Here is a 16592-nt window from a genome sequence, read left to right as displayed (position 1 = left end):
GTCAGTCGCGCCGGTCCACGTGACCGAGGTCGCGCTCGGGTGCCACTCGATCGCGAACCCGCTGCTTCAGCACCGCGATCTCGGGGAAGCCGCCGTCGGTCTTGCGCTCCCAGATCTGCTCGCCGTCGACGGTGATCCGGAAGACACCGCCCGAACCCGGGAGCAGCGCGACCTCGTCCAGGTCGGTAGCGAACGTGCTGAGCAGTTCCTGCGCCATCCAGCTGGCCCGCAGCAGCCAGCGGCATTGGGTGCAGTACTCGATCGCCACGCGTGCCATGCCCGCTGACGCTACCGGTCAGTCGGCGTGCGTGCCGTCCAGGTAGAGCCAGGCGCCATCGGATCGGGCGAACCTGCTGGTCTCGCGCAGGGCTGCGCGCCCGTCCGCGTCGCGGAAGTGCGCGATGAACTCCACCGTGCCGGTCTCGTCGAACAGTCCGCCGCGGTCGGTCCGGGTGATTTCCAGGAACAGCCAGCGCTGGGCGGGATCGAGGGTCAAGGCGGTCGGGCGGGTGCGCGGATGCCAGGAACGCAGCAGGTAGTCGACATCGCCCACGGTGAACGCGGTGTAGCGCGAGCGCATCAGCGCCTCGGCGGTGGGCGCGGGACGCTCGCCGCTCAGCACCGGACCACAGCATTCGTCGAACGTCCCACCACGCCCGCACGGGCACCGTCGGGTTTCGGTCATGCCTTGTCCTTTCCGACCCCAGTGGGACACTGCATGGTCACGCTCTCCAACGCCTGTCCCGATCCACTCATATCGTGCCTCCGTCCGGCCGGGCGACATACTTTCTGCGCAACGCTCAGATCCTGCTCGCGCACACCGTGCACCGCCCGGCCGCAGCGGTGCCCGCCGTAGGCACGCTCGTCGCCGTCTCCGGTCATGATTGCTCACTCCGCGCTCGTCGGCTTGCGCGGGCCTCGCATACGCGAACTCGCCAACCGCCCGCGGTCCGATCCGCTCCGCGGTCGTCTTCCGGCGTGGCGCCCGACAGGCAGACCCGCGGCCGCCGCCAACCCCGATGCGCGCACGCCGTCGCTCCTGCCTGCGCGTTCCGCACCATGGCCGGGTCTCAGCGCGCCTGCACGGCCGCCAGATCCGCGGCCAAGGCCAGGGTCTGCTCCCGCCAGCGCCGCAGATCGGTGACGCTCGGCGCGAGCTCGTAGTCATGGTGGTGGGCCGCGCGCGACAGCGCCGCCCAGAGCACCGCCACGCGCGCCGCCACGTCCGGTCCCGCGAAGGCGCGCAGCGCGATCAGCTGCGCCCGCATCGGGCAACGGACCAGCGGGGGCGCCAGCCGCAGCCACAGTTCGTCCACGGCCTGCTCCAAGGCGATCCGCAGAATCCAGGCCGTCGCCCGGGACCACAGCCCGCCGGCGTCGGTCACCGATCCGGCGAGCAGCAGATCCACGGTCTCCAGCCGCTCGGCCACCGACGGCCGATCGGCGCGCGGCCGGTGCGCTCCGTCGTTCCGCCCACGCCGTCCGGGCCGGGGCCCGCGACCGCCGCCGGCGGGTCCGCGGCGCGCGCCGACCGGCCTGCGCCGTCCGCTCATCGGCGCTTCACCGGGCCAGCCACGCGACGAACTTCTCGGTCTCACCGATCAGCTCGCGCATGTCCCGCCCGATCGGCACGTGCGCGCCCGCCGTGGCGTCGCGCAGCGCGTCCACCACCCACCGTCCTTCCCGCGCGACGAGGTTCTTGTTCAGGTCGTCGACCTTGCTGCCGACTCCGAAGACCGCCAGCGCCACCTTCGCCCTGGTGGAGTGGGCGGCATCGATGTGGCGTTCCACCTCACGGTGATTCATGCCCGCGGCCAGCAGGGTGCGCCGCGCCCTGGCCAGACTGGCCGCCTCCACCGCGGAACGGCAGCAGGTGGCCACCAGTTCGTCGGCGATCGCCGCGGGCAGCTGGGGCGTGCGCACCAGGGCGCGGGCGTCGTCGAGATAACGGCGGATCGGATCGCTGGACACCCGCACCTCGACCACCGAGCGGTCACGGCGCTGCACTTCGAGCACGGTCGCGTCGAGCTGCATCCGCCGCACCGCTTCGGCGAGGCGCTCGTCATGGGTGAAGACCACCACCTGACGGGTCCAGGCCACCGTGGCGAGCACCTGGGCCAGACCATCCACCTTGGCCGGATCCATCGCCTGCACCGGGTCGTCGATCATGACGAAACGGAACGGGCTCTCCTCCACCGTGGCGCGCGGCAGGAACAGCGACAGACCCAGCGCGTGCAACTCGCCCTGGCTCATCACGCCCAGCGCGGCCCCGTCCACCTCGTCGACGGTCACGTCGAGCAGCACGCGGCGCGCGGTGCCCGCGTTGCCCTGCAGGCGAATCGCGCCCAGTTCGACGTTGCTCTGCTGCCGCAGCGTGCGCCACACCCAGCGGGCCGTCGTCTCCAGCGGCGTCATGCGCTCGCCGCGCAGACCCGCGGTGGCCGACTTCAGCCAGTCCTCGGCCTTCTTCACCGTGCGCAGTTCCGCCGCGTGCGCGGCCACCTCACGGGCGCCCTCGAGCCAGGTCACGATCCGCGGCACCAGCGGCGTCCACACCTCGTCGAGGCGGTCCAGTTCCTTGCGGGTGCCTTTCTGCAGCAGGTCGAGTTCGTCCACCAGCCGCGTGTGCGCGCTGCGCAACCGGCCGGGCAGATCCGGGGTGTACTCGGTGGTGGTCAGCGCGGCCCACTCGGCCCAGGCCTCGCGCACCGCCGTGGTGTCGACCGACGGCGGATTTCGCGGATCGAAATCCAATTCGGCGGGAACGAGGTCGGGAAGCGCCTGCGCGGCCCGCACGGCGTCGCCGAGCTCGACACGGGCGGTGGTGAGCGCGTCCACCCGGGCGGCGAGCCGCTCGATGACCCTGTCGGTCTCGCGCGCCCAGGCCTCGTCCAGTGCGCCGCGGCCGCACACCGGGCACGGGCAGGGCCCGGTCGCCGCCTGATGCGCCCGCGCCGTGCGCAGCAGTTCGAGCAGGCGCAGATCGGCTTCGGCGTCCTCGGTGGCGCCCTCGGCGATGGCCGCGCCCCATGCTTCGAGCCGGGTGGCCACCGCCTCGACTTCGGCGTCGTCGGGCAGCGCGAGCCGCACGATCGCCCGCAAGCCGTCCGGGCCTGCCGGGTCGTCCACCGCGCCCAGCACTTCGCGGCCCACCGCGGCGAGATCCGGTTGGGCGGGCCGCAGCAATCCGGCCACCCGCACCGCCCGGTCGTCGGCCACCGAAGCGAGCAGCTCCAGCAGCTCCAACCGCTCCTGACGCGAATCCCGCACCGCGCGTTCCAGTTCCAGGCGGCGCATCCGGATGCGTTCCTGCGCCAGGGTGAGTTCGTCGAGTCCGAGCAGCTGGTGCAGCGCGTCGAACAGGTCGCTCGGCTTCCCGTCCACCAGCGCGCCGAGTTCGCTGTAGGACAGGAACGGACGGTAGAGCTCGAGCTGGGCCGCCCACCGGTCCATGTCGAACGCCGACGGCGGCGCGGGCGGGAACCGCTGGGTCCAGTGCGCGTCCGGCAGGTCGGCTTCGGCCGTCCATTCCTTGGCGATGGTGAGCCGCGGCGCGTCACCGGCGGTGAGCAACTCCAGCTCGATGCGAGCGGCCGCGCCCTCGTGGAGATTGCGCCAGCCTTCCCGCCAGGCCGCCGACCGACCGTCCCACCTGCGGTTTCCGCCGGTCAAGGCCATTTCGGCGGCCTCGGCGAAACTGGATTTGCCGCTGCCGTTGCGGCCGACCACGAGCGTGAGACCTGGTCCGGGCGGCAGCTGGAGCGTCGTCTCGGGACCGATGCCGCGGAAACCGCACACCCGGATGGCGCTCAGGAAGATCCCGGAGTGATCGAAGGCCGTTGCGGCGTCGTCCGATTCGGCGGCCCCGAGGGCGCGCAGCACGGTGCGCGTGACCGAGGGCGTGACCGCTGGATCCTCGGCGAGGCGCCGGGTCACCACCTCCGAGAGCCGGGGCGGCGCGTCCGCGGAACCGACGGCCTGGACAGCGTCGGGATCCAGGCGCATGCGAAAAATCCCCTCCACCATCGAGCCGCACACGTCCTCCGACCCCGTGCGCGGCGCCTTGTCGAAGCTGTGCGAAACGCTACCCGATTGCACCGGGATCGCCCAGCGCACCCAGGCGAATCTGCCCGCGGGGATGGATATGGTCATCGAAACGCCTGCGCCCTGTCTCGATGTCCACCCCTCGCCAACCCCGGCGGGCAGCTCGATGGTGTCTACACCCGTACCGGGTGGCTCGGTCGAGCCGAACAGGACAGAATGCCAGAGCGGCCCAATCGGCGCAAGATTCATCCGAATGACGAATGCGGCACCGACACAAGCGCTTCCGGGCACGGCGCGGCACCGGTCGCGGCACCTGTCGGTGCGCTGCGGTAGAAATCCGGTCAACACGAGCAACGAAGGAAGGCGATGAGCCACCACCGAGCTGGAGCCGCGCGATGACGACGCCGTGGACCGAAGACCAGGTCACGGCGCTGGCACCCGACGCGAGTTCGCTATCGGCGGCCCACAAGCTGGTGCATCGCTGGCGCGAGTGCGGGCAGCACGGCACGGCGCTGTGGGGCCGGTGCCAAGGCAGCGGCGCCACGCCCTATCAGACGATCGTCGACCTGTCCGGCCCCGCGTACCGGTGCTCCTGCCCGAGCCGCAAGTTCCCCTGCAAACACGCGCTGTCGCTGTTGCTGCGCTGGGTCGCGGGCGAGGTCGCCGTCGAGCCGGAGACCGCGGATTACGCGGCGGCGTGGATCGGCGGTCGCGCGGCGCGGGCCGCCACCACGGCCGACCGTCCCCGCACATCGAACCCCGCCACGGTCGAGCAGCGCCGGATGCGGGTGACGGCGGGGTTGGAGGAACTCGACGTCTGGCTCGGTGACCAGGTGCGCACGGGTCTCGCGCAGGCCGACCGCTCGTATCGCGCGTTCGAGTCCGTGGCCGCCCGGATGGTCGACGCGCAGGCTCCCGGCCTAGCCTCCGCCCTGCGCAGGCTTCCGGTCGCCGTGGCCACCAGGACCGACTGGCCCGACGTGGTGCTGCGCGAATACGCGCGCATGCACCTGCTGATCGCCGCGCATCGGCAGCTCGACGCGCTGCCGCCCCCGCTGCGTGCCAGCATCCGGACCCACGTCGGCTATCCCAACCCGGCCGAGGCGGTGCGCGCCGAACCTCCGGTCCGTGATCTATGGATGGTGTTCGGCTCACGGATCACCGAGGACGAGCGCCTCTATACCCGGCGCACCTGGCTGTACGGGCGGGAGAGCAGGCGCTGGGCGCTGGTGGTCGACCATTCCTTCGGTTCCCCCGGCTTCCCCGCCGACGTTCCCGCGCTCGGACAGCTGGCCGACGCGCAGCTGCATTTCTATCCCGGCGCCGCGCCGCTGCGCGCGCTGTGGGGGGAACGGCACGGCGCCGCCGAACCTTTCACCACGCTGCCCGCCGACGCCGGCCGGCCCGCCACGATCGCCGCCGCGCTGGCCGCGCACGCATCGGCGCTCGGCGCCGATCCGTGGTTGCGCTCATGGCCGATGCTGCTGGTCGACGTGGTGCCCACCCGCTGCGAGCAAGGCTGGTTCCTCACCGAATCCGACGGCACGGCGCTGCCGATCCGGCCGGGGGAGCAACCGTGGACACTGCTGGCCGTCTCCGGCGGTCATCCGGTCACGGTGACCGGCGAGTGGAGCGCCGACGGATTGGAGCCGATTTCGGTGTTCGCCGCGGGTGAGGTCGTCGACTTGGCGGCCACCGACACCTTCGGCCCCGAGGCGGACCGCCCGGTTCCCGGCAATGCGGACCTCACCTCCGTCGCATTGCTCGGCACCGCGCGCCGCGCCCCGGATGTCGCCACACTGCCGCCCCCGATCGCACGCGCGGCCGACCGGTTGCCGAGCGATCCCGCGTTGCGTCTGCTCGAAACCGCCGCGCTGCACGACCTTTTCACGCGCGGCGGAGTCGCACCCGTCACCGCGGCGGCACCCGAACCCGCGGCGGACGACCCGCGGCCGTCGCTGCCGCGCCCGGCGGCGGCGCGGCTGGCCCGCATGCTGCGGGAGCGCTCGGCGTTCCTTCCCGAATGGTTCGACGCGGCACGGCCGCACGACTATCGCGCGCCGGACGCCCTCTGCGAGCAGCTCCTCGAGCACGCGAAGATCAATGCCACTCTGCGGGAGCCGCTGCTGCGCCTCGCGGGCGCTCGCGGCAGCTGGCTGGCGGCCAGGCATCCGGCCTGGCGCGACCTCGTGCGGCGGCCGTCGGCCCCGTCCCAGCGCTCCACCGACACGTGGCTGTTCGGCCAACCAGCCGAGCGGCGCGACTGGCTCGCCGAACTCCGGCGCGACGACGCCGCCGCGGCCAGGGCGGAGCTGACCGCGGCGTGGCCGAAGGAATCCGGCCCGCTGAAGGCCGAACTGCTGGCCGTGCTCGCCGAGGGACTCGGCCCCGACGACGAGCACCTGCTCGAGACGGCGCTGGACGATCGGCGCGCGGATGTGCGCCGCACCGCCGCCGGACTGCTCGCGCTGCTGCCGGATTCGGCGTTCACCCGGCGGATGCGCGAGCGCACGAGCGCGTGGATCCGCGCCGAGCACCGGATGCTGCACACCAATGTGATTCTCACGCTGCCCGATACGCTCGACGCCGCCGCGCAGCGCGACGGGATCACCGACCGCACCGTGGAATTCGCCTACCGCTGGAACGGCGCGCCCGACGTGGCCGCGGCCCGGCTCCGGCAGGTGGTCGCCGCCACCCCGCTGACGCACTGGGCCGGTGTGCTCGGCACGCCACAGCAAGCGGTGCGCGCCACGATCGAGGACCGGTTCCGCCAGCCGATCTTCGACGGCTGGGTGGACGCGGCACTGGCACAACGCGATTCGGCTTGGGCGCGGGCGCTGTTCGAGGCGGGCGTGCCCACCGACCTCGCGATGCTGCGCAGGCGGGAGCTGTTCGCGCTGCTGCCCCTGGCGGATCGGACCGCGCACCTGGTGCGGCTGGACGGCTCGTGGCTCTCCGAGATCGAGGCGCTGCTGCCCGCGATGGGCCACCCGTGGCCGGACGCGCTGGCCCAGCACGTGGTCCTGCTGCTGTTCGAGCGGGCGCGGGCGGCGGCGCGGCGCCCCGAGACGCACGGCGCGTCGCCGAACGCGCATCGGTCGCTGCTCACCGCGGCCGCGGTCCACCTCCCGGTGACCGCCGTGGACACGCTGTCCGCGGTGGCCCGCCGGTGCGACGATCCCGCCTGGGCGCGGGCCTTCGACCAGCTCGCCCACGACCTCACCCACCGCTCGATGATGCTCGAGGAGTTGCAGTGACCACCACCGACCCGGCGCCGGACCTGCTGCGCCCCCATGCCGAACAGGCGTACGCCGACGAACTGCGCGTCCTCGCGGCCGCCGACGACCGACCCCGTCCGCCGTCTTGGCGGTTGTCGCCCTGGGCGGTGGTCACCTACCTGCTCGGCGGCACCCTCCCCGACGGCACCGTGATCACCCCGAAGTATGTGGGCCCGCGCAGGCTGATGGAAGTGGCGGTCGCGACGCTGGCCACCGACCGGGCTTTGCTGCTGCTCGGCGTGCCGGGGACGGCAAAGACCTGGGTGTCGGAACATCTCTCCGCCGCGATCAGCGGTTCCTCGACGCTGCTGGTGCAAGGCACCTCCGGCACAGCCGAGGAGGCGATCCGCTACGGCTGGAACTACGCGCGGCTGCTCGCGGAGGGGCCGAGCGAGGCGGCGCTGGTGCCGTCGCCGGTGCTCACAGCCATGCGGACGGGCTCCATCGCCCGGCTCGAGGAGCTCACCCGCATCCCCTCGGACGTGCAGGACGCGCTGATCACCATCCTGTCCGAGAAAACCCTGCCGGTACCCGAGCTCGGCACGGAAGTGCAGGCCGCCAAGGGCTTCAACGTCATCGCCACCGCCAACGACCGCGACCGCGGGGTGAACGAGTTGTCCTCCGCGTTGCGCCGCCGGTTCAACACGGTGGTGTTGCCGCTGCCCGCGAGCGAGGACGAGGAGGTCGCCATCGTCAGCAGGCGGGTCGAACAGCTCGGTTCGGCACTGGAACTGCCCACCGTGCCCGCGGCGGCCGAGGAGGTGCGGCGGGTGGTGCGGGTCTTCCGCGAGCTGCGCTCCGGCAGCACCGCCGACGGCCGGACCAAGCTCAAGTCGCCGTCCGGAACGCTGTCCACGGCCGAGGCGATCTCGGTGATCACCAACGGCATCGCGCTCTCGGCGCACTTCGGCGACGGCGTGCTGCGCGCCTCCGACATCGCGGGCGCGGTGCTCGGCTCGGTGATCAAGGACCCGGTGGCCGATGCTGTCGTGTGGACCGAGTACCTGGAGGCCGTGGTCCGCGAGCGACCCGACTGGGCGGACTTCTACCGTGCTTGCCGCGAGGTCACCGGGTGACCTCGGGCACCGGATCCTCCGCGGTGACCAGGGTTTTCGGCATCCGTCACCATGGTCCCGGGTCGGCGCGCTCGCTGCGGCTGGCCCTGGCGGACTTCCGGCCCGACATGATTCTCATCGAGGGTCCCGCGGACGCCGATCCGCTGGTGGGCTTGGTGGCTGCCGAGGGGATGACCCCGCCGGTCGCGCTGCTGGCGTACGTTCCCGACGCACCCGCCAAAGCCGCGTTCTGGCCGTACGCGGTGTTCTCCCCGGAGTGGCAGGCGCTGCGGCACGCGGTGGACCACGACGTACCGGTGCGGTTCTGCGATCTGCCCGCGACCGTCACGCTCGCGACCGAGGACGAGCCGGGCGACCGATTCGATCCACTCGCCGCGCTCGCCGAGGCGGGCGGCTACGACGATGCCGAACGCTGGTGGGACGCCGTCGTCGAATCCGTCCCGGACGCCGAGGCGTTCGAGGCGATCAGCGAGGCGATGAGCGCGCTGCGGGAAACCGTCGAGCGCTCCGCGCGGCGAGGCGACATGACACCGGGCGCCGAAACCAGCGAAGGCCCGCGACCGCAAGGCGAACCGGAGGGCTCCGAAGTCGCAGACCGGGCGACAGCACCCACGAAAGACCGTGGGGCGCACCGCGACCCTGCGGTGCCAGAACCCGCTGAGGATCGATCGGCGGCCGCCGAGTCGGAGCGCGGGCGATCCGAGCGCGACCAACCCGCGACCGCCGGATCGGTGCCGGAACGATCCGCGAACGACCCGGCACCGGACTTCGATTCGGTCGCGGAGGCGATCGCCGAATCGGTTGCCGAATCACCGCCCGAACCCCTCGTGATCGACGCTCACACCCTCCGGCGCGAGGCGTACATGCGCCAGACCATGCGCAAGGCGCTCAAGGACGGGGCGATGCGGCTGGCGGTGGTGTGCGGTGCGTGGCATGCGCCCGCGCTCACCGGCGCGCTCGGTCCCGCCGCGCCGGACGCCCGGTTGCTCAAAGGGCTGTCGAAGACCAGAGCCCGGCTCACTTGGGTGCCGTGGACGCATTCGCGGCTGTCCACCTCCTCCGGCTACGGCGCGGGCGTCACCTCGCCGGGCTGGTACCACCACCTGTTCACCGCCACCGAGCAGCCGATCGCCCGCTGGCTGACGAAGGTGGCCGGGGTGCTGCGTGCGCACGATCTGCCCGTTTCCAGCGCGCATGTCATCGAAGCGGTCCGGCTCGCCGACACCCTCGCCGCGCTTCGCGGCCGCCCGCTCGCCGGTTTGTCGGAGGTCACCGAGGCCACCCGGTCGGTGCTGTGCGGCGGTGACGAGACGATGCTGCAGTTGGTGATCGGCGAACTCGTCGTGGGTGAGGCGCTCGGCGCCGTGCCGGAGGAGACGCCGACCGTGCCGCTGGACGCGGACCTGCGCGCCACCATCCGCTCCCTGCGGATGAAGCAGGAGCCCTCGATCCGCACCATCGACCTGGACCTGCGCAAGGAACGCGAGGTCGAGCGGTCGCGGCTGCTGCACCGCCTCCGAGTCCTCGACATCGAGTGGGGCACGCGCACCACCAGCGACGTACGCAGCACCGGCACCTTCCGGGAGACCTGGACGCTGCAGTGGCATCCCGAGTACGCGATATCGGTCATCGAGGCCTCGCGCTGGGGCACCACCATCCGCACCGCGGCGGAAGCGAAGATCCTCGACACCGCCGGCGGCTCCGACCGGTCGGTGGGCGAACTGACCGCGGCGCTGGAAGTCGCGCTGCTCGCCGACTTGGGCGGCGCCACCGACGGATTGATCGCCCGGCTGGAATCGACGGCGGCGCTCGACCATGACGTCACCCACTTGCTGGCCGCGCTGCCCGGCCTGATCCGCACGTTGCGCTACGGCGACGTGCGCGGCACCGACACCAAAGCGCTTGCTCACGTCGCCGACGGGTTGCTGGTGCGCATCTGCGCGGGCATGCCCGCGGCGGTGACCGGCTTGGACACCGACGCCGCCACCGAATTGCGCGGTCTGCTGGACGCTGCGCACACCGCCATCCACACCAGAGACGACGGCTGGGCCACCGGCGAGTGGCTGGCCGCGCTGCGCCGTGTCGCCGACCGTGACGACGTGCACGGCGCCCTGGTGGGGCGTGCCGTCCGTTTGCTCGCCGACGCGGGCCGCATCGACGACGCCGAATCCGCGCGCCGCCTTTCCGCGGCCCTTTCGGTGGGGGCGACCGCCGCGGCCAAAGCGGCGTGGATCGACGGGTTCCTCGGCGGTCGCGGCCTGCTGCTGGTGCACGACCGGGAGTTGCTGCGGCTCATCGACGACTGGCTGCGCGGACTCGGCGACGACACGTTCGTCGAGACATTGCCGCTGCTGCGCCGCACCTTCGGCGCGTTCGAGTCGGGTGAGCGCCGTGCGATCGGCCAGGCGGTCCGCGACGGCGCTTCCGCGGCCGCCGCGTCGGCTGTCACCGGAATCGACCCCGACCGAGCTACCGCCGCACTGCGCACAGCAGCGGAAATCCTAGGGGTCACGATATGAACGGCCAGGCCCGAACACCGCAGCGCAGCGCCACAACACCGGGTCCCGCGCAGACCGAAAGCAGGCACGGCGCCAGCGACCAACCTCCCGGGCGGCAACGCAACATAACTACACACAGCACGAGCCGCCAGACCCTCACACGGCAGCACAGCACCACCACGCAGATCCCCACCCGGACCGAAAACGGGCACAGCGCCAGCGGCCGGACCCGAAGGCGGAAGCGCAGCAGCACCACGCGATACCCCGCACATGGCGGAAGGGGCACAGCATGAGGGATCAGGCAGTCCGGCGAGACCGCAGCGAGGTTCCCGGTCGTACCACGGAGGACGGGGCGTGACCGACGAAGCACAGTCCCGGCGTTGGCGTTTGGTGCTCGGCGCGGCCGCGGAGGAAGGATTGGGCGGGCTCGGCTCCGGTGCGGACGCGGCCATGGACCGGGCGCTCTCGGCGCTGTACAACACCGATGAAGAGACCTCCCCCGGCAAGCGCACCGGAGGTCTGCAGGGCTCGGCGCCGCGCGTGGCCCGCTGGCTCGGCGATATCCGCAGCTACTTCCCCGCCTCCGTGGTCGAAGTCATGCAGCGCGACGCCGTGGAGCGGCTCGATCTCACCCAGCTGTTGCTGGAGCCGGAACTGCTCGAGGCGGTGGAGCCGGACGTACACCTGGTCGGCACCCTGCTGAGCCTGAACCGGGTGATGCCCGAGACCACCAAAGCCACCGCGCGCATGGTGGTGGAGAAGGTGGTGCGGGAGATCGAGCAGCGCGTCGCGGCGCACACCGTCGCGGCGGTCTCCGGTGCGCTGAACCGCGCCGCCCGCGTCACCCGCCCGAGATTGCGAGACATCGACTGGGACCGCACCATTCGCAAGAATCTCGCCACCTATCTGCCCGAGCATCGCACCGTGATACCGGAACGCCTGGTCGGCTACGGCCGCAAGGCGCAGGCGGTGCGGCGGGACGTGGTGCTGGCCATCGACCAGTCCGGTTCGATGGCCGCAAGCGTCGTGTACGCATCGGTGTTCGGTGCGGTGCTCGCCTCGATGCGGTCGCTGCGCACCTCGATGGTGGTGTTCGACACCGAAATCGTAGATCTGACCGACAAACTCGATGACCCGGTGGAAGTGCTGTTCGGCACCCAACTCGGCGGTGGCACCGACATCAACCGGGCCCTCGCCTACTGTCAATCCCTGGTCACCCGCCCGGCCGACACGCTGTTCGTGCTGATCTCCGACCTGTACGAGGGAGGCATCCGCGACGAGATGCTGCGTCGCGTCCGCACGATGCGGGACTCCGGCGTGCAGGTCGTCGTGTTGCTCGCGCTCTCCGACGACGGCGCGCCCGCCTTCGATCACGACAACGCCGCCGCCCTGGCGGCCCTGGACATTCCGGCCTTCGCCTGCACGCCGGACAAGTTTCCGGAGCTGCTGGCCATTGCCCTCGATCGAGGTGATGTGCAGTCCTGGGCGCACACGAACGCCGCCCACCACTAGGGCCCGCACCGAACCCCACGAAGGGGGCGGCCCGTTCCGCTCCACGGTCTGGGGATACCCCGAGTCGGCGGTGGGCTGTAGGGCGATCATGCGGTCACCGCTGTCCACGAGCAATCCGGCCGGACCGCGGTGAACTGGACCTACTCGCTCCAGCCCACCGCGGCGCCGTTGCGGCCACCGGTATCCGGACCATGCCCGCGCTCATGCGGCAGATGCTCGCCGCGATGAACAGCGGCGCGCAGGCCGGAACGGGTCAGCCGGGGTAACCGCCGGGGAATCCGCCCAACAGGGCGAACACCTGGATGGCAAGCGAGGACAGCAGATCCGCGATGGTCATCAATTCCATGGCAACTCCTTGTCCGGACGGGCGAACTAGGACGGCTCTGCGATCGTACGCGCGCCGGAGCGCTTCTCCGGTCAGCGTCGCCGGGCGTGTGGTGGATGTCAGCGTCTGGTCAGCGCAGGTTTCGGTGGCACGGGACCCATCACGCCCCACGCCGTGGCCGCTGCGGGCACCACGACGGGATGCAGGACGGCGGACGATGCCAGCAACACAACAGCGACGAGGGCGTCCAGCCAATAGTGGTTGGCGGTGCCCACCACCACCAGCGTGGTCAGCGCCGGATGGGCCAAGGCCAGCCAGCGCCACGGCGTCCGGGTCGCCGCCACCACCGCCATGCCGAGCAGCAGCGCCCAGCCGACGTGCAGCGATGGCATGGCCGCGAGTTGATTGGACAGCCCGCCGGAATCGGCCGCGCCGTAGACGGATTGGCCGTAGCGCGCGGCGAGGTCGATGAAGCCCCGATCGGTCAGCATGCGCGGAGGGGCAAGCGGGACCAGGATGTGCACTACGAGCGCGGCCGCGGTCAACGCCACCATGAGGTTCCTGGTCCAGCGATAGTGTTCCGGCCGGAACGTCCACAGCCACAGGAGTACTCCCACGGCCACGGTGAAATGGGCACTGGCGTAGTAGAAGTTGGCCGGAACGGCGAGGAACTCGCGGTGCAGGAACAACGCCTGAACCGTCCGTTCGTCCGGCAGGCCGAGCCGTTCCTCGAAGCCGAGCAGGCCGTACGCGTTGCCCATGGCGCGCCCGGTGTCGTCGGCGGTGATCAACCGTCCGGCACGGTAGCCGAGGTAGAGCACCGTGATGAGAACGAGCTGTCCCACCGCCTCGCCGCCGCGACCGCGCACTGCCGTCCGCACCCGTTCGACGACTCCGCCCGGCGCGAACTCCAGTCCGCCGAAGTCCACAGCGACCATCGCGCGGCCTCCTTCCCCGTTGAATCAGGCCGTTTATGTAGAATTAAGTGGAGTGGTAGCCTCCGTTTAAATTAACACTACGAAACCGACAACTGCAGCAGGATGTGACGGGACGGACACCGTCGCGAGGAAGATCGGGTTCGCTTGCACGACAAGCGAATTCGCGATGAATGCTGCCATCGGGAATGCCGATTGAGGGCGCAATGGGGACGTGCCTCAGCCTCAGCCTCGGTCGTCGCGTCGGCATCCGGCAGCTCGACCCGTCAGGCGCTCAACGCCCCCGAATGCTCACGTCCGACCGAGGAATGACCACATGCAGACAGCAGCCGGGCGGAACCGATCCGCGTCCGCGCGGCGCACAGCGGATGTGCGCCGCACGGACGTCAGAGATCCGCGATGGCCGCCAGCGGTGGCGTGCGCGCCGCCCGCACGGCGGGCCAGAGCGCGGCGAGCACCCCGACGACCGCCGAACTGACCAGGACCAGGACCAGCTGGCTCCACGGGATGGCGATCTGATCGAGCCCGAGGTCGCGCAGCGTGCGCAGGAAGCCGACGCCGAGCCCCAGCCCGAGGACCATGCCGACGACCGCGCCGAACACCGCGATCAGCATCGACTCCAGATAGATGGTCCGGCGCACCTGGGTGCGCTGCATGCCGACCGCGCGCAGCATGCCGATCTCCCGCCTGCGCTCCACCACCGACAGTGCGAGGGTGTTGACGATGCCGAGGATCGCGATGACCACCGCGAGGGCGAGCAAGCCGTACAGGATGGCCAGCAGGGTGTTGATCTGTTTGCCCTGCGCGCCTTTGAACTCCTCGCGGTCCTGCACCTGCACCACGACGAACTGCTCGGTGGCTTTCTCCAGATCAGCGCGCATCTGGGTGAGGTTCGCACCCGGTTGCGCTTTGATCAGCACCAGGAAGTTGGTCCGGAAGTTGAGCGGGACGACCTCGTCGTAGACCGTCTGCGACACCACCATCGGACCGAGCAGCGGGTTCTTCTTGTACACACCGGTCACGGTGAGCGGAACCTTCTTGCCGTCGACGCTGGTCGGGGTCACCTGGTCGCCGACCTTCCATCCGCGATCGGCAGCCTCGTCCTCCGACACGAGCACGTCCCTGGCTCCGAGCGTGTCGCTGCCGCGCACGATCTCGTAGTTCAGCACGCCTGCCAGCGGACCGTCCGGCGAGGTGGCGAACACCTGCTCGTCGCCGAGTTTGAAGCCGGCGCCCCGCATCCCCACCGCCTGCTCGACGCCCGGCACCTCGGTGCGCGCGGCGTCGGCCGCGCCGAACGGCACGCCGAGCAGCTGCGGTCCGGCCAGCACGTAGTCGGCCCGCACCCCCTTGTCGACCAGCACACCGACGCTGGCCTTCGCCGAAGCGCCCAGCATGCCGATGGCGGAGACGAGCATCAGTCCCAAGGTGAGCGCGAAGGCCGTCGCGGCGGTGCGGCGCGGATTGCGCGCCGCGTTGTTGCGCGCCATGCGGCCGACCGGCCCGAATGGACGCACCAGCAGGCCGAGCCCGCCGACCAGCGGCCTCGACAGCGCGGGCGCGGCGAGCAGCACCGCGAAGATCAGCCCGAGCGCGCCGACGCCGACCGTGGCGGCCGCCGTGCCGCCGGTGCGCTGCGCGCCCAGTACGACGAACCCCGCGCCGACCACGGCGAGCACCACACCGAAGACCGTGCGCAGGCGCAGCGACTCCCCGGTCGACGCGAACTCCTCGCGCATGGCCTGCACGGGCGGAATGCGCGAGGCGCGGCGCGCGGGCGCGTACGCGCTCACCATCGTCACGACGAGTCCGACCAGCAGCCCCACCACGATGGTCCGCGGCCGGACCGCCATCGATCCGGTGGGCAACCCGAGGTCGAACGCGTTGAGCACCGCCGACAGTCCGAACGCCAGCCCGACGCCGCCCGCGAGACCGATCAGGCTGCCGATCAATCCGATGACGAACGCCTCCGCCACCACCGACGTGCCGACCTGCTGCCTGCTCGCGCCGACCGCGCGCAGCAGCGCCAGCTCCCGCAGGCGTTGCGCGACGATCATCGAGAAGGTGTTGTAGATGATGAACGTGCCGACGATCAGCGCGATCGCGCCGAAGGCGAGCAGGAAGTAGTTGATGAAGTTGAGCGCGTTGGAGACTTCCTTCTTCAGGTCCGCACGCACCTGATCGCCGTTCTGCACTTTGTAGCCCGGCAGCTCTCGGGCCAGGTTGTCGCGCAGTTCGTCGCCGGGAACGCCGGTCGCGGCCAGATCCACATACGCGACGTGCAGGCCGTCGGTGAACAGCTTGCGCGCCTGCGCGTCGTCGAACAGCACTCCGATGAAACCGCCCGTGTCGGAGGGGACTTCGTAGATGCCGGTGAGGGTCACATCGAGGGGATCGGGCTGGGACGGGATGAGGATCTTCGTCCGGTCACCGATCTTCAGTCCGGCGCGCTCGGCCCCGCCGGTGTTGAGCGCGATTTCACCCGGCCGGGCAGGCGGCACACCCTGCAGGAACTTCTCCGGCTCCGCGACGGCCTTCTCCGGCGGCAGGTACGACTTGCCGAACGTCGGCGCCCCGCCGGTCTGCACGGCTTTCTTGCCCGCCGGATCGAGCAGGACCAGCGGTCCGTTCACGCTCGGGGCGACAGTGCGGACGCCCGGATACTTCGCCAGCTCGTCCACCACGTTGTTCGGCACGCCCTGCGCCTGGCGCTCCTTCGGGCTCACCCGGACGTCGACGCCCTTCGCCTCGTTGGCGAAGATCCCGTCGAAAGTGCTCTGCAGCGTGTCGGTGAACACGAACGAGCCCGCGATGAACGCGGTCCCGAGCACCACCGACAAGAGGGTCAGCGCGAGCCGCACCTTGTGCGCGGCGAGATTGCGCAGCGCGACTTTGCGCATCGGACTTCCGGCCATCACACCCGC

10 protein-coding genes are annotated in these 16592 nt (G+C 71.1%); 4 read left to right on the top strand and 6 right to left on the bottom strand.

Annotated elements, in window-relative coordinates:
* Position 1: 1 nt before the first annotated feature.
* The 4 genes from NNI01S_RS22340 to NNI01S_RS22325 form a co-directional block, all read right to left on the bottom strand.
* Complete coding sequence (locus NNI01S_RS22340) at positions 2-277, bottom strand: Rdx family protein (RefSeq protein ID WP_063022085.1); 276 nt, start codon at positions 275-277, stop codon at positions 2-4.
* Positions 278-295: 18 nt separating this feature from the next.
* The gene (locus NNI01S_RS22335; protein WP_063022084.1) at positions 296-685 is read right to left on the bottom strand and encodes a YchJ family protein; all 390 of its coding nucleotides are present in this window, start codon (positions 683-685) and stop codon (positions 296-298) included.
* Between the two features lie 385 nt (positions 686-1070).
* Entirely contained in the window at positions 1071-1430 is a 360-nt protein-coding gene (locus tag NNI01S_RS22330) for a hypothetical protein (protein WP_063022160.1), read from the bottom strand.
* Positions 1431-1560: 130 nt separating this feature from the next.
* Positions 1561-4152 carry an AAA family ATPase gene (locus tag NNI01S_RS22325; protein WP_245676326.1) on the bottom strand — a complete coding sequence of 864 codons (2592 nt, stop codon included), beginning with the start codon at positions 4150-4152 and terminating at the stop codon, positions 1561-1563.
* Between the two features lie 287 nt (positions 4153-4439).
* Here NNI01S_RS22325 and NNI01S_RS22320 point away from each other — a divergent pair, with 287 nt between their 5' ends.
* The 4 genes from NNI01S_RS22320 to NNI01S_RS22305 all read left to right on the top strand — a co-directional run bounded on the left by NNI01S_RS22320 (position 4440) and on the right by NNI01S_RS22305 (position 12408).
* Complete coding sequence (locus NNI01S_RS22320; RefSeq protein ID WP_063022083.1) at positions 4440-7301, top strand: SWIM zinc finger family protein; 2862 nt, start codon at positions 4440-4442, stop codon at positions 7299-7301.
* Positions 7298-8398, top strand: a complete 1101-nt coding sequence (locus NNI01S_RS22315) for an ATP-binding protein (protein ID WP_063022082.1) — start codon at positions 7298-7300, stop codon at positions 8396-8398. The genes NNI01S_RS22320 and NNI01S_RS22315 overlap by 4 nt, the downstream gene beginning before the upstream one ends.
* Positions 8377-10917, top strand: coding sequence for a DUF5682 family protein (locus tag NNI01S_RS22310; protein ID WP_063022081.1), 2541 nt, complete (start codon positions 8377-8379; stop codon positions 10915-10917). Before NNI01S_RS22315 ends, NNI01S_RS22310 begins: the two co-directional genes overlap by 22 nt.
* A gap of 333 nt (positions 10918-11250) precedes the next feature.
* Positions 11251-12408 carry a VWA domain-containing protein gene (locus NNI01S_RS22305; protein WP_063022080.1) on the top strand — a complete coding sequence of 386 codons (1158 nt, stop codon included), beginning with the start codon at positions 11251-11253 and terminating at the stop codon, positions 12406-12408.
* 444 nt (positions 12409-12852) lie between these two features.
* On the opposite strand, the gene NNI01S_RS22300 is transcribed toward NNI01S_RS22305, so the two are convergent.
* Both NNI01S_RS22300 and NNI01S_RS22295 read right to left on the bottom strand, forming a co-directional pair.
* Positions 12853-13671 (bottom strand): phosphatase PAP2 family protein, encoded by an 819-nt coding sequence (locus NNI01S_RS22300; protein WP_084489172.1) that lies wholly within the window; start codon positions 13669-13671, stop codon positions 12853-12855.
* A gap of 383 nt (positions 13672-14054) precedes the next feature.
* Complete coding sequence (locus NNI01S_RS22295) at positions 14055-16583, bottom strand: ABC transporter permease (protein WP_063022079.1); 2529 nt, start codon at positions 16581-16583, stop codon at positions 14055-14057.
* Between the last annotated feature and the right edge of the window lie 9 nt (positions 16584-16592).

The organism is Nocardia niwae NBRC 108934 = DSM 45340 (assembly GCF_001613465.1).
Taxonomy (GTDB): Bacteria; Actinomycetota; Actinomycetes; order Mycobacteriales; family Mycobacteriaceae; genus Nocardia; species Nocardia niwae.
This window is presented reverse-complemented; position numbering and strand designations above follow the sequence as displayed.